Consider the following 15108-nt stretch of genomic DNA (forward strand, 5'->3'; position numbering starts at 1 on the left):
AAACTTAATGCACAAACATTACAATTAAAGATTCAAATAAAATCAAAGATTATATTTAATATCAACCTAATAATTTACTAAGATAATGCAATTTGAATAAAAATATGAACTGCTCTATCAAATTTCAAAAATAGAAGAATATATATCAAAAATTTCTATGAAACTTGATTGATTTTCAATTAAAAAAACTATAATTCAATTCGTGGTAAGCGGAGGATGTAATGGAAAAAACCAAATATGAACTTCACAAAATTAGACTTACAAAAGTTTATGATAAAACAAAAGGATGATATATAAAAACTCTGCCAAATAAAACAAAGGCAGATAATTTAGGATAAAAATGTATTTATATTTAAATAGCTTTTATGGTTTATTAATTACATCTATAATAACAGCATTATTTATAGTAATAATTTTTTCTTGTGCTCTAACTCCATATTCAAAAATGATTAATTTAAATAAAAAACTAAAATACAAAAAAATATTTTTTAAATATGAATTTCGAACAGATTACTTAAAACCAATAATAATATTTTATGCTATCTTCGGTGTGCTATTTTTAAGTATTATCGTTACCATATTTGTCATTGATAATATATATTGAAAACATTCACATTTTTTCTTTAATGTTTGGCTTTGTTTTATTGTGTTATTTTTATCAAATATTGTTCTTTTCATATTCGATAAAAAATATAAAAAATTGATTAAAAATATCAAAATTACTGAATTTAAGTTAAGTAAAAAGATGTTGGTAAAACAAAATATTTTTAGCGACTTTAACAACACTAATTTGATCTACGGAAATACAATGGGTAGAAAATATAAATTAAAAGATTTAAGTATAATTACAAAAATATGAAAAATTTTCGCTAAAAAATACTTAGCCCTTAAAATATTTAGAATTCTAGTTTTTTACACTCCAGAGTGCTTAAATCTTCATAAATATGTAGATACAAAAAATCATCACGAAGTTTATACTATGTACTTAAATATCGCTTTTAAACAGTGAAGTTATTTAACTAAAAGCAACGATTCAAACTTATTTATAGATCAAATAGCAAAATTAAAACACCTAATAACCGTTGAATAAAAACACAAAGTTTTATTAACCTTGTGTTTTTATTTGTATTTCATCTCATTAAATTTTTCTTCGTTAAAACTTTTAATAAATTCAATAATTAAATTACCTGAACTAATTAAATCAGAAATTGAACAAACTCCAATTGGTGAATGAAGATATCTTTGTGGAAGAGAAATAGTTATTGTTGCAACTCCACCACGACCATATTGTAATTGAGCAGCATCAGTTCCTCCACCAGCAGCAATAAATTTGTATGCTTTAATATCTTTTTCTTTAGATAAATCATAAAGATATTTAACTAATTTTGGGTCCATCATAGTTCCGCCATCATGAATTCTTAAAGCAGCACCACCAAATAATCTAGTTGTACCTGGGATTGTTCCAATTGTATCGTGTGAACTAGTAGTATCTAAAGCAATAGCTACATCTGGATTGATTAAAGAAACTGAAGTTTTGGCACCACGAGTTCCAACTTCTTCTTGTACTGTTCCAACAAGATATAAGTCAACATCTAGTTCAAGATCCTTGATTTGATTTGCAATATAATCAAGCACAGTAACGCCAGCACGGTTATCCATCGCTTTTCCACCAATTAAGTCTTCATTTTTGAACTTGATTGTTTCTCCACTTAGATAAACTCTGTCACCTATTTCAACACCATTTTCTTTTGCATCAGTGTCTGAAGTAAATCCAAAATCAGCATAAATTTCTTTATTTGTTATTGATTTAGACACTTTCTCATTTTCCATAATGTGAATTGAAGTGTGACCAAAGACACCAAGAAACTCCTCATTTTTACTTGTTACTAATTTAGCTTTAGTACCAACAACTACTGTAGGTCAAATTCCACCAACCGGTGAGAGTGATAATTGTCCTTTAGGATCAATTAATCTTACTAAATAACCAACTTCATCCATGTGAGCAGCAACCATAACTTTAGGTGCATTAACTTTTTTAGACTTTTTATGAATAATTAGTGAACCAAAACCATCACGAGTGTATTCAAAATTTTGACTAAAAGTGTTGTTTTTTAAAGCTTGTGCAACAGGTTCCTCAAAACGAGACATTCCTTCAATTTCCATGTACTGAATTAATCTATTTTTAAATTCTTCTCTGTTCATTTTGACTCCATATATACAATATTAATTTTTATATTGGTTGAAAATTTCATCAATATCATCTTCAAATTCATCTTCGTCTTCTTGATAGAAATTATCATTTTCAACTTTTCTTGTAATTAAATATGCACCATTTTTATTTGTTAACTCTCAATTAAAATTAAAATCCTCTGCAGTTTTTTCAACAAAATACTTAAGTGCACCAGTACCAATACCGGTAATTACTAATAATTTAGAAATTTCTCCTTTTTCAAGCCTTGAAAATGGGTCTCAAATTTCTGATTGAGCTTCTTCAATTGTGTAACCGTGTAAATCTATTTCGATCATTTTTTAACCTTTATTCCAGCATTTTTCATTAATTTTAACGCAAAATCATTAAACTCTTCAGCGTTGTGATTTTCATTATCAAAAGTTGCTACTAAATCACTGTATACAATTATATCTTTATTAATTTTTAAAGAATTGAAATATGTCTTAAGAGTTAGAGCTAATTGTAAAACACAAATATCGGTGCAGCAGCCTACAAGCTCAATTTTTTCAAAATTATGTAACTCTTCCTTATTTATAAAAAAGAATGAATTAGTGCAATTTTTATAAACAATATTTTTTGCATATTTAGTCAATTTATTTACAACTTCACTTTCAGTTGTATCTTTTAAACAGTGAAGTGGATACTCATTCATTTCAATATCATCTTGTTCATGTGAATCACAAAGAAAAGTGATTGAGCTACCATTATTTTTTTCTAAAAAGTTTGCAATTGGTTCAATAATATTTTGAATATTTTTAGAATATAAATTACCGTTTAAAGCAAAACCATTAACCATATCAACAACAAAAATCTTATTTAACATTTTCCTCTTTCTGACATCTTGGACAATATGTAGTTCCACGTCCGTTATCCTTAAAATCTAATTTAACTTTAACTAAATTTTCTTTATTGCACTGTAAACAAACTGAATTAGCACGTCCATAGACAAATAATTTATTTTGAAAGGTACCAATTTTACCATTTACACCTTTATAAGTATTTACTGATGAACCACCAGCTTGAATACTTTGATCCATTATTTCTTGAGCAGTATTAAGAATTTTTTGCAATTTATTTTTGGAAATTAAATTACATTTAGTCATCGGAAATACTTTTTCTCTGTGAAGTGTTTCGTCAGCATAAATATTTCCGATTCCTAATACTAAAGACTGATCAAGCAAGATCGACTTAATACTTTTAGTTCTTCTTTTAAGTTTATTAAATAATTCATCAACATTTACATCACCAGGTAATTGAGCCAAATTTTTAATTTCATACAAACTTCTCTGATCATTTTTTTCAACTATTTCAAATGAACCGAACATTCTAGTATCATTGTATGCTAGTGCGACATTTTTATCTAAAATAAAAATGATGTAATCATGCTTTTCCCTTATTCCATCTTTAATTAAATTTATATCTCTAGTATAATATTTTCCTTCCATTCTTAAATGTGAAATCATTCTAGAATTATCATCAAAAACAAATTCTATAAATTTACCAATATTATTAACTTTAGTAATAGTTTTATTAACTAAAAAATTTACAAAATTCTCCTCAGTAGTGTTTTTTATAAATTTATTTGAAATAACAATAACATCTGTTATTGTCTTGTTATTTATAATACTTTCTAGACCTTTTCTAACTATAGTAACTTCTGGATATTCTGGCATATATAATATTATATTTTAAAAGAGTTAAAATGGTATAAAATTAATTTTATGTACAATAATTTTGATGATATTATAATTTGTTCAACTGACACAGTCAATGGAATTGGTGGTCCAGTAAATGATTTAGTTTTAGAAAAAATTTATTTTCTAAAAAAAAGACCGATTGACAAAAAAATTATGATTTTAGTCAGTTCAATTGAACAAGCAAAAAAATTTAGTCAATGAAATGAACAAGCTAGTGAATGAGCAAAAAAATATTGACCTGGTGCCTTTAGTATTGTGGTAAACGATCAAGGTTTTAGAATGCCAAATAATAAAAAATTACTAGAATTTCTAGAAAAAAATGGTCCTTACTATATGTCTAGTGCCAATATTTCCTCACAAGATGTTATAAAATTGAGTGAATCAAAAAAAGTTTTTCCAATGGTTAAAAATATCTATGATTTTGGTCAATCAACCGGATCAGCAAGCAATATTTACATTCTAGAACAAGATAAATGAATTATCAGAGATAAAACTAGTTTTAATCTTAAAAAATGTAAATAATCAAGTGATATTATTACGAAAAAATATTTTTAAGGCATTTTTAAATTTTCGAAATGCTTTTTTTTTTTTTTTTAGAAAGAGTAGTCTAAAAACCCTATAAAATAGACTTATAAGTAATATTATTTTTTATGTATTTGACTAACAAAAGTTTAATATTAATTGTAAAATAATTAAAAAATAGAAAAATACAACAAAATTAAAAATTTACAAAGAAGGGTTAACATGAAAAAAATTAACAAATTAATTTTAAAAACTGGAGCAATTGTATCAATGCCAGTTGTTCCAGTTATTGCTTTATCAGCTACAACAAATAATCAAGAAGATTCGAATCAAAATATTCAAAATTTCATTAATAGTTCTACACTTATGTCTGCATACTACATGGACTTAATTGAATTAAGTGTTGATTTTGGTAATACAAGTTCATCAAATCAAAAAGTTCAAACATTTGTTTTGAGTTTCTTAAACCAAAATCAAGACATTTGACAAAAAATTCAAGCTCGTAATTTTAGTAATACTGATTATAATGATGCATTAACTAGATTTAAAGAACATGTTGTGAAAATTACTAAAAATGGAGCAACACAATTATTTAATGAATCACGTAAAAGGGTTAAGTCATTAAGTGAAATTGCACAAATTTATAACTTAAATGGTTACTTAAGATTCTACAATTCAATCAATAATGATGAATCAATTAAATTAGAATATAAAAACTCAAACAATGAAACTCAATTTATCACTTTTACTGGTCTAAACAACATCGAAAATACTTCATCATCACCTGAACAAATTTTAGAAAAAATTAGATACTCAGTTTACAGCTTATCAAAAATAAGTCCAGTTTTAGAACATGCATTTTACTTAGATTTTATTGATAAAAGTCTCGCTAGAGCTAATGAAAATGAAAAATTATCAACTGATTTAGAAACATATTTAAAAGATAATTTATTTACTATTAATGATAAAGAAATGGGAAATGGAACATTTGAGCAATTAAAGGAAACATATGCTAATGATTCAAAAAAATTAGAAAAAATAAAAAATGCGCAATCTAATTTAAATAAATTCATTTTAAAAATAACTGATGATACAACACCTGAAAAAGCTATTGAAGCTCAAAAATTTGTTAGTGATGATTTAAGCACATACACCTCTAAAATCAATGAATTAGATAAAGCATTATTGAACAAAATTTTCGGAAACATTGATCTAAGTTCTTTATACCCACATGGTAAATTCTCTGAATCAGAATTGTTAGACACATACAAAACAAGTTCACTTGCATTTACAATCGCTAACAGTGAATTAGTGTGAAAAATGACATTAAATGCCGATGACTATAAAGAAAAATATGAAGAACTTAAAGCATACACAGATAAATTAGAAGATTACAAAGACAGCTTACAAGAGTTAAATGATAAATTAAATCATGAACTTACAAGCAAGAACAACCAATTAGCAGCTAAAGAAAACCAAAATAAAGACTTGACAAATACTCTTATTGAAATAAGAAAAGAAAACAACAGACTTTCAGATGAAAACGAAACATTAAAAAACATCAACAACACTTTAACTACTGAAAATAGTGCTCTAAAAGCAGAAAATCAAAAGAATGCTGAAACAGTTAAAGAAAAAGAAAATCAGTTAATTGATAACCAAAATAGATTAGATAGAGCCAATGCTCAAAATCAAGAATTAATTAAAGCAAACACAACTAAAAATGTAATTTGAATTATTTTCTTAATAATCGCTTTAATCCTTGCTGGAATTCTTGGATTTACTTTGATTAAAATGAAAAAAATGAAAAATCAATTAAAAGCTAAATAATAAATGTGCGTCATAATCTTAGTTATGACGTTTTTATTTACAACTAGTTGAACAGAGTATATGAAAAAAATATTTTAAACACTTTTAATTTACTCCAATATAATTATTTTATGAGTGAGAATAAAATAAGATTTGAAAATAGATTAGGTTTTTACATCATTAACATAGACTATTTAGAATATCTCCATAACTATGATCATGAGGTTCAATATAATCCTGAATATAAAGAAAAAATCAAACCTCATTTAGGTATAGTTGTTGTTGAAGATAACCAGAGATTTTTAATACCTTTAACTTCACCAAAAGAAAAATACAAAAAAATTAAGAAAAATGTGTTTGAATATCATAAAATTTATAATAAAAACAATGAATTAACAGGTATATTACTTATCAAGAAAATGATTCCTATCAGCTTAAATTTGATTAAAAAAATTACTTTTGAAAATGGCAATAAATATCACCTTTTATTGAGTGAACAATTAATATTTATTAGTAAGGAGAAAGAAGTTGTTTTGTCAAAGATTAACTCATTCTATAACAAGAAGATAAATAACGGTACTGTATATGGTTCAACAAATATATTAGAAGATATAAAGCTAATGGAAAAATTTAATATTAATTAGTAATAATATATAATATAAATATAAAGTGAGGTGTACGCCACCTATATCAAAAGAGCGAAGTATTAAGTGAGGTGTACGCCACCTATATCAAAAGAGCGAAGTATTAAGTGAGGTGTACGCCACCTATATCAAAAGAGCGAAGTATTAAGTGAGGTGTACGCCACCTATATCAAAAGAGCGAAGTTTAATGAGGGCTAGGCTTATCCTAGTCTTTTTATATACTTTTTTAAAATTTAAATAAATTTATAAATAAAAACTAACTAAATTTAATTTTTATATTATAATATATTCAACTAATTTACATGTAAAGCAAAAGTGCTTTACAGCATAAGGAGGAAAAATGGTTAAAATTAGACTAAAACGTATGGGAAGCAAGTTTAATGCTTTTTATAAAGTTGTTGCTGCTGATTCTAGAGCTCCACGTGATGGAAAATTCATCGAAGCTTTAGGACACTACAACCCACATACAAAAGAATTAGTTTTAAATGAAGAAGCTACATCAAAATGATTAGCAAATGGTGCTCAACCAACTGTTACAGTTTCAAACTTATTTAGAGCTAAGAAACTTACTGAAAAATTAATGCCTGGTAAATAATGAAAATTAATTTTTTGACTTTATTTCCTAGTTATTTCAATCCATTTGTTGATGAAAGTATTATTAATAAAGCCATTAAAAAAGGATTGATAGATATTAATATAATTGATTTTAGAGATTTTAGTCGTAGCAAACATCGAAAAGTTGATGATGAAATTTACGGCGGAGGGCATGGTTTACTATTGCAGATTGAACCAATAGATTTAGCTTTAAAATCACTAGAAAATAACGGTGGATATAAAATTCTAGTTTCTCCACAAGGAAAAAAGTTCACACAAGAAATGGCAAATGATCTTGCTAAAAAAGATCAAATAACCTTTATTTCAGGTAGATATGAAGGTTTTGATGAAAGAGTTGTAAATCTAGTTGATGAAGAAATTTCAATTGGTGATTATGTCTTAACCGGAGGAGAATTGCCTTCTATGGTAATGGCCGATTCGATTATTAGACTGGTTCCAGGAGTTATTCGTGAAGAATCGCATGTTTACGACTCATTTCAAAATGATGGTTTATTAGATTATCCACAATACACCAGACCTAGAATTTATAATGGAATGGAAGTCCCGGAAGTACTTGTAAATGGAAATCATAAGCAAATTCAAGAATGAAAAGAAAAAGCAAGATATGAAAAAACACTAAAAAATCGCCCTGATATTATAGAAAGGATGAAAAATCATGCAAAATAGATTATTACAGTTAGTTGAAGAACCTCAATTACGTACTGACTTACCACAATTCCAAACTGGTGATAACGTTAAAGTTCACGTTCGTATTCGTGAAGGGGAAAAAATCCGTATTCAAGTATTCGAAGGATTAGTTATTTCTAAAAAAGAATCAGGAACAAGAGAAACTTTTACAGTTAGAAAAATTTCTTACGGAATTGGTGTTGAAAGAACTTTCCCATTACACTCACCACTTATTGCTGCTATTGAAGTAGTTCGTTCAAACAAAACTAGAAGACAAAAACTTTACTACATGAGAAACCGTAGCGGAAAAGGTGCACGTCTTAAAGAAATCACAAGAAAATAATCAATTTATGATAAATAGCAACAATTTGCTATTTTTATTTTTAAAATTGAAATTTTATAACATAAATCCATATAAAATTATGTAAAAAAGTATTTTATTAAAAATTAGTATATAATTAAAACACATAGAAATAAGGAGAATTATGAAACGTTTACAATGTTTATATAGACCAGAGCAAAATCAAGAATACCCTTGAATGCTAAAACACCCAAAAGTTAATGCAGCATTAGCTTTATTCAAAACTCGTCAAGAAGCAACTGAATGATATTTTTCACTTAAAGAAGAATGTGTTTACTGATTCCAAAATGATCGTGGAATTTGAGCTGGACAAATTATTTCCGGAATAGAATCTGATGGAATATTTGAGCATGAAATTGTTGTTGATAACTTTGATGGTGGTTCAACAACGGAAAGTGTTGGTAGAGAAAATCACATTAACTTATCAACATGAAGAAGAAACGAAAAAGAAGCTGAACAACGTTTGAGAAATATTACGGATTTCAAATTAATAAGCGATCCAAAAACTTACTTCCCAGCAGAAGATATCAAAAGACCAGCACGTAAAAGTAGAAAAGATGTTGAAATTGAAGAATTGAGAAAAAGAATTGAACTTTTATTAATTCAATTAGCAAATTCTTCAAAAGATTACTCAAAAGAAATCGAATCATTAAAAGAAGAATTGAACAACTCATCATCAGATAAAACAGAATTACTTGAACGTATTATCGAATTACAAAAACGTGCTGATGAAGAAGAAAAACAAAAAGATGTTGTTGTTCAAGAAAAAGTTGTCGAAAAAGATAAATCTTACTTAACAAAATTTGTTTGTGCATGTGAACTTTCTACTGAAGATAAAATGAAAGTTCTTGTAATTTATAAAGATAAGCTAAACAAAATTAGACAAAACTTACAAAATAATGTTGGATCTACATCTGATGTCAATGAAATAAAGTCAAATATAGAAAAAGTAAACCAAATTTACTCAAAATTGCTTAAAGAAGATAAAAACTTATCAGAAAGTCAAAGAACAGTTATATCGCTTCTTTTAGAACATGTGAAAAATTCAGCTATTGAATTAGTAAAATCATTCGAAGTAAATAGCGATGCTAAGGATACTCCTTCATCTGCAACATACTACTATGATGATGAATCAGGATTTAATAATAAAGTTGCTCACGGTACATCTTATGTTTTATACAACATGCTTCATGTTGCATTCACAACAAAAGATAAATACACATATTCAGTACCTGCTTTAACAAAAATTTCTAGAAACAATGTTGCAATCGAGTTGTTAAAAGAAACAGTTAAAGAAGTTGTTACAGAAAAAGTTCTAACAAGTGAAGTATCGCATGAAGATTGTGAAAAACCTTCAAAATTATTAAAATTATTTGCTACATTATCATCAGTTTTACTTTTCATATTAATTTTCGTATTAATTTTCTTGGTTATTTACTATGTCCAAATGTAATTATTAATGAATCAAGGTACTGTACAGCCTTGGTTTTTTATTTTCCTTTTTTATTTAATATTTAATTTTTGGAACATTTATAGTATGAAAGGAGAATATGAAATTAAAAATACAAAAGAAACATTTAATTCCAATTATATTAGGAGTAACATTATCCGCCAGCGTGATAGGAATAACAACACAAGCGGTTCTCACTAAAAGAACAAAAGCATTGCAAATAGATTATATGCATCGTTATTATGATGAAGAAAAAATAAATAAAAACCTAATTAAAAATAATCAAGTTCTAACTAAACAAATCGAAGAATTAAATAAACAAAAAAATGAAATAGAAAATAAATTAAATACAACTAATATTGAATTAGAAAATAGTATAAATATTCTAAATGAGACAGAAAAAATAAAAAACGAATATATTTTGGCTAACAATGAATTATCGAAAGAAAAATTACAAGCCACTAACACTATCCAATTGCTTAATTCAAACTTGAAAGATAAAGAAATATTGTTAAATAAAGCAATTTCTAATATTGAATTATCAGAGACTCAAAAGCAATCTCTTTTAAATCAAATATCAATTTTTAAAGATAAAACTTTAAAATACATAAATAATTTATTAGTAGCTATAAATTCAAGTAGAAGTCACTTTAAACACTTGACTAGTATCAATAGTGAAAGAACAAATATATATAACGAAATAATTTCATTGCATGATCAACTTTATGAATTTACAAATTCATATTTAGAGAAAATTAATTCCGTCCAAATCAATTTTGAAAATTCAAAAATTCTTAATGATTTAATGAGTTCATTTTACTATGATTTGGAAGCTAATATTTCAATTATTAATAAGAAAAAAGAGATATTGCTAACTGAGTTGATGCAAATAATCCAAAATCAAAAAGATTTAATAAAAGGTTATAAAACTAGCATTGAAGACTTAAATAAAATAATAGATACGAGTGATAAAGAAATTGCAAAATTAAACAACCTAAATGAACTTCAAAAAAACAAGATTGAAGAGCTTAAAATATCGTTAAATGATAATGAAATTTCCTTGAGTGAAAAAATCAAAATAATTGACAATTTAAGAGTTGCTGAATCTTTAACTCTTAATGAAACCATAAATAACTATAAAGTTATTGAAGAATATATTACACAATATAAAATCAATACGCCTAACTCTAAAATAGAAAATATGATTAACCAATTAATTGATGAATATTCAATCACATTGAAACAATTTATTTTTAATTATGAAACCGGAAATGCTAATTTAATAACTTTCAACAACAATAAAACAATTTATGTTTTAGAAGATTTTAGCGTAGCTAACAATCTTATAACTGAAATAAATCTTAAATTGAGCAAAATAATGATTGACATATTGACTCAATATTATTTATTAAATAACCAAAACAACGAAAAGTTTTTAATAGTAAGTAAGGAAAACAACAAATTAAGTTTAGAAAATTCGAGATTAGAATCAAATATTGAAGACTTAACAATAACTAATGAAAGAAATCTTAATATTATAACTTCATTAACAAATGACAAAAATATTCTAGTTTCAAGAGTTAAAGAAATCGAGGGTGAATTAATAATTTCCAATACACAAAATGAAAATCTTAGAGCAGAACTTGAAAATATTAAACTAAAAATATCCCAAAAGGACGAAGAAATTAATAATCTAAGAAACATTATTAGTGAAAATAATGAGAAAATAAATGGACTTGTTAATGAAAGAAATAATTTAAAAGAGCAACTTGAACAAGCTAATTTAAGATTAATCGAAGAATTGAAAAATAAACAATATCTTGAATCAAAAATCGCTATATTAAACTCTACAATCACAAGACTAAAAGATGAGTTAGCATCAAAAGACGCTGAACTTAATGAACTAAATAAAAAATATAAAAATAACTTAAATCTTCTTCTTTTAGCAAAGGTTGAAAATACCAAATTAAAGATTGCCAATGAAGAATTGAATTCAAAGATAGATGAATTAAACGATAAGATAAATGAATTCAATAACAAAAATAATGAATTTAACGATCAATTAAATATATTAAGAAAGGAGAATGAAGAATTAATTAAAAGAAATGAACAATTAAGCAGTGAATTAGCTGAAGCTGAAATAAAAATTAGAGAATTAATATCTAACGAAGCTAAATTTATGGCAACTATCAACGCTTATAAAACTGACATTGATTTTCTTAATAATAAAGTTAGAGAAATTGTAACATCTATAAAAGAACTTCTAGCTAAAATTAAAAGCATGACTGAGTTTATGACTAACTTCAATATCAATGTTTATACACATTGAGAAGGATATTATGAAAGAAAAAGGATTGATGAGGTCAATGTTGATTCAGTAAACAGAATAATCGAAAACGTTAAAAATACTAAATCTAACTTAGATAAATTAATAGATTCATTCTTAAAAAATTTAGATTAAAATTTCATATATAATTCAAAATAAGGGAGTTATATATGACTAGAGAATTAAAAAAAATAAACTTTAATAACTTTAGACTTTACAACAGTGGTCTAAAAATGCTTTCGTGTTTTAGTAATTTTGAAGAAAAATCAATCGAATTATATAAACTTATTTGGGATAATAACGCAAATTCAGAAGAGTTATTGGAATTCATAAATAACATAGATGATGAAGAAGAAACTAATGAATTGCACAAAGATTTAAGTTTTGACGATGAAGTGATATCTGATGCTAATATTGACATTCAAAACAAGAATTTCGATAAATATACCAATTCTGCTCTTGAATTTTATTTGTTAAAAAATGGCATTGACTATAAAAATGAAATTGGATATATAAGTTCAAGTTTGTCACAAGAAGAAAAAATAAACCAAACTATTGAACATATAAACAATCCTGATATTAAGTTTATTTTCAAACCTATATTAGGACACATTATAAGCAAAGAAAATTATGATTATTTAATTTCAAGTTCAGTTTTTGGGTATGATAAAACCACAAAAAAAATTGTATATATAAAATATTCAAAGGGTACATCTCAAGAATTTTATTTAAGAGGTTTATATGACTATTCTATCTATAAAAGAGCTGGTTTGGATATTAAAGATGTTTCGGTTATTTGTGTTGATGGAATGAAATATAAATATAATAATATCGTAAAAGATAAAGTTAATTTTGTTGAAGTTAGAGGTATTTGACATGCAAAAGATAAACCAAAATTAGATAATAAAAATGATATTGAGAAATTCAATCTTAAAATTAACGGTTATATCTATGAAAAAGCTTCACAATTTGGATCAAAATTCGACTTACCTCTAATATTTTGATTAGAAAGAAACTTAATCCCTAATGTTTCAACATTTAGAATTTTAGGGGATGATCAAGCAAGTTATATTGTAAATTTTGAAAAAATAATTTCAGATGCTATTAATATCATTGACGAACCTTTCAATACGATTATAGAAAACATAATTGAAAATGAAAAATATATCAATAATTATCAATTATTAGTTGATGAATTAATAAATCATTTTCTATACACAGGTGTTGATGAATTAAAAAATAAAATACATTCAGAAAAAATAGATGAATTAAATTTCTACGAAAAAATCACTGAATTGAAGTGATTAAGGCCTGAAGAGATAAATTCTATTTGCCTTATTTTGATGGGTGAAATTCATCATCAAAATGGATTTAATTTATATGGAAAAAAAAATAAATTTAATATTTATAGTGTAAAAAAAATTGATGATAATTTCTCTAAATTGCCTTATTTTGCCGCAACAGAAGCGCTAAATATTATTAAAAATATTCATATAAAGGACGGTGTTACGGTCTGGTATGATTATGAAGGATTTAGTTCTATAATCCCTTTAATCAATGGAGTGGGACCAAATATGCAAGTTCCTAATCAGGTTTCTGTTATCAAAACGGTTAATGGGCGTAGAGTTTGAAACACAAATATAGTAATTGACACCAAAAAGATTAAATTAATAGATTTAGTTGAACTTATTGAAAATATATATGATGAAAACTCAAACGCATATGTAGTTTTTAACAAAACATATGAAAACACTAGAAATAAAGAAATTTTAAAACTTGTTATTCAAGCTATACAAAAAGTGGAAAGATATGAATATTTATGTGAAATAGAAGATTCTAGAAGACATAAATTTTACGAAAAATACAATTTAAAAGATGATATTGAATTTGTAGAAGAATTTATTAAAAAAGGTTATGTTGATAAAGATAATAATGCAGACTATTTAAAATTCAATAAACTCATTGATCATATAATTGACAATACCGTTGATTTAGCAGATGTTTTTAAATACAATAGTTCAATTAACAAATCAATTCAAAAAACTGATTATTTTGAGTTTATTACTAAAAATAAACGCATTCATAAACCTGAATACATGAAAAAATATTCATTTAAGGATATCAAAGAAAAAATCAAGCTTCTAAATAAAAATAGTTTAAATAACACTGAAGAATGTTACGCAAAATTAGCTTTTGTGTTTACAAATTATCTAAAAAATAAATACTCTATTAAAAAAATAGAAAACTTCATAACTTCAAATGACCTACAATTAAAAACTCGTATAAAACCTTATAAAACTTTAGAGATTCAAAATGGCACAATGGCTATGAATGAAGCAATTAAAAGACATGCTGGTATAACTGGTGAATTTGCATGACAAGATATAACAGAAAATCTAAAAGAATATTGCGAAAATGACGTAGTTGCAATGATAATGGTGTATGAATTAATAATGGAAATTTTTAGAACAATAACAAATAACATTTCTGATTTTGAATATAAATTGGAACTGGATTCAATAAAAAATGATGGCAAATACACAATTGATGATGATTTTAATGTTGAATTTTCATACAAATAAACAATCAATTATAGACAATAGGAAGTATAATCCTATTGTTTTTAATTTGCAAAAAATGATGCTTTATATATTGTCTTTATTTAAAAATGTTACAAAACATTTAATAACATAAAATTTTCTTAATAAAAGTGCATATTTTACAAAATCGCACAAATTAAATTAATTAATAATCTTGTATAATTTCACATATTAATATTACATATTAA

General features: G+C 25.4%; 14 protein-coding genes. 10 read left to right on the plus strand and 4 right to left on the minus strand.

Annotated features, from left to right (window positions below; translation table 4 throughout):
* The first annotated feature begins 700 nt into the window (after positions 1 to 700).
* The gene (locus FOY43_RS01655) at positions 701 to 1090 is read left to right on the plus strand and encodes a hypothetical protein (RefSeq protein ID WP_146308833.1); all 390 of its coding nucleotides are present in this window, start codon (positions 701 to 703) and stop codon (positions 1088 to 1090) included.
* A gap of 29 nt (positions 1091 to 1119) precedes the next feature.
* On the opposite strand, the gene FOY43_RS01660 is transcribed toward FOY43_RS01655, so the two are convergent.
* The 4 genes from FOY43_RS01660 to mutM are packed head-to-tail and all read right to left on the minus strand — an operon-like array spanning position 1120 to position 3903.
* A complete protein-coding gene (locus tag FOY43_RS01660; RefSeq protein WP_146308834.1) occupies positions 1120 to 2202 on the minus strand; it encodes a M42 family metallopeptidase in 1083 nt (360 codons plus the stop codon).
* A 21-nt stretch (positions 2203 to 2223) separates the two neighbouring features.
* Complete coding sequence (locus FOY43_RS01665; RefSeq protein ID WP_146308835.1) at positions 2224 to 2526, minus strand: Smr/MutS family protein; 303 nt, start codon at positions 2524 to 2526, stop codon at positions 2224 to 2226.
* Positions 2514 to 3053 (minus strand): isochorismatase family cysteine hydrolase, encoded by a 540-nt coding sequence (locus FOY43_RS01670; RefSeq protein WP_201273917.1) that lies wholly within the window; start codon positions 3051 to 3053, stop codon positions 2514 to 2516. The genes FOY43_RS01665 and FOY43_RS01670 overlap by 13 nt, the downstream gene beginning before the upstream one ends.
* Positions 3043 to 3903 (minus strand): bifunctional DNA-formamidopyrimidine glycosylase/DNA-(apurinic or apyrimidinic site) lyase, encoded by an 861-nt coding sequence (gene mutM / locus FOY43_RS01675; RefSeq protein WP_146308836.1) that lies wholly within the window; start codon positions 3901 to 3903, stop codon positions 3043 to 3045. The genes FOY43_RS01670 and mutM overlap by 11 nt, the downstream gene beginning before the upstream one ends.
* Positions 3904 to 3951: 48 nt before the next feature.
* On the opposite strand from mutM, the gene FOY43_RS01680 reads away from it, so the two are divergent.
* The 9 genes from FOY43_RS01680 to FOY43_RS01720 all read left to right on the plus strand — a co-directional run bounded on the left by FOY43_RS01680 (position 3952) and on the right by FOY43_RS01720 (position 14902).
* Complete coding sequence (locus FOY43_RS01680; RefSeq protein WP_146308837.1) at positions 3952 to 4449, plus strand: Sua5/YciO/YrdC/YwlC family protein; 498 nt, start codon at positions 3952 to 3954, stop codon at positions 4447 to 4449.
* Positions 4450 to 4671: 222 nt separating this feature from the next.
* A complete protein-coding gene (locus FOY43_RS01685) occupies positions 4672 to 6279 on the plus strand; it encodes a hypothetical protein (RefSeq protein WP_146308838.1) in 1608 nt (535 codons plus the stop codon).
* A 110-nt stretch (positions 6280 to 6389) separates the two neighbouring features.
* Positions 6390 to 6902 carry a type III toxin-antitoxin system ToxN/AbiQ family toxin gene (locus FOY43_RS01690; RefSeq protein WP_146308839.1) on the plus strand — a complete coding sequence of 171 codons (513 nt, stop codon included), beginning with the start codon at positions 6390 to 6392 and terminating at the stop codon, positions 6900 to 6902.
* A gap of 340 nt (positions 6903 to 7242) precedes the next feature.
* Positions 7243 to 7497 (plus strand): 30S ribosomal protein S16, encoded by a 255-nt coding sequence (rpsP, locus tag FOY43_RS01695; protein ID WP_006886537.1) that lies wholly within the window; start codon positions 7243 to 7245, stop codon positions 7495 to 7497.
* Entirely contained in the window at positions 7497 to 8183 is a 687-nt protein-coding gene (trmD, locus tag FOY43_RS01700; RefSeq protein ID WP_146308840.1) for a tRNA (guanosine(37)-N1)-methyltransferase TrmD, read from the plus strand. The genes rpsP and trmD overlap by 1 nt, the downstream gene beginning before the upstream one ends.
* On the plus strand, positions 8173 to 8526 hold the full coding sequence (gene rplS, locus FOY43_RS01705; RefSeq protein WP_146308841.1) for a 50S ribosomal protein L19: 354 nt from the start codon (positions 8173 to 8175) through the stop codon (positions 8524 to 8526). The genes trmD and rplS overlap by 11 nt, the downstream gene beginning before the upstream one ends.
* 142 nt (positions 8527 to 8668) lie before the next feature.
* Positions 8669 to 9997: an MAG3090 family protein gene (locus FOY43_RS01710; RefSeq protein ID WP_146308842.1), complete on the plus strand. Its 1329-nt coding sequence runs from the start codon at positions 8669 to 8671 to the stop codon at positions 9995 to 9997.
* Between the two features lie 97 nt (positions 9998 to 10094).
* Entirely contained in the window at positions 10095 to 12455 is a 2361-nt protein-coding gene (locus FOY43_RS01715) for a hypothetical protein (protein WP_146308843.1), read from the plus strand.
* A 35-nt stretch (positions 12456 to 12490) separates the two neighbouring features.
* Entirely contained in the window at positions 12491 to 14902 is a 2412-nt protein-coding gene (locus FOY43_RS01720; RefSeq protein WP_146308844.1) for a UU173 family protein, read from the plus strand.
* The last annotated feature ends 206 nt before the right edge of the window (positions 14903 to 15108 follow it).

It is taken from the genome of Mycoplasma anserisalpingitidis, assembly GCF_007858495.1.
GTDB classification, from domain to species: domain Bacteria; phylum Bacillota_I; class Bacilli_A; order Mycoplasmatales; family Metamycoplasmataceae; genus Mycoplasmopsis; species Mycoplasmopsis anserisalpingitidis_A.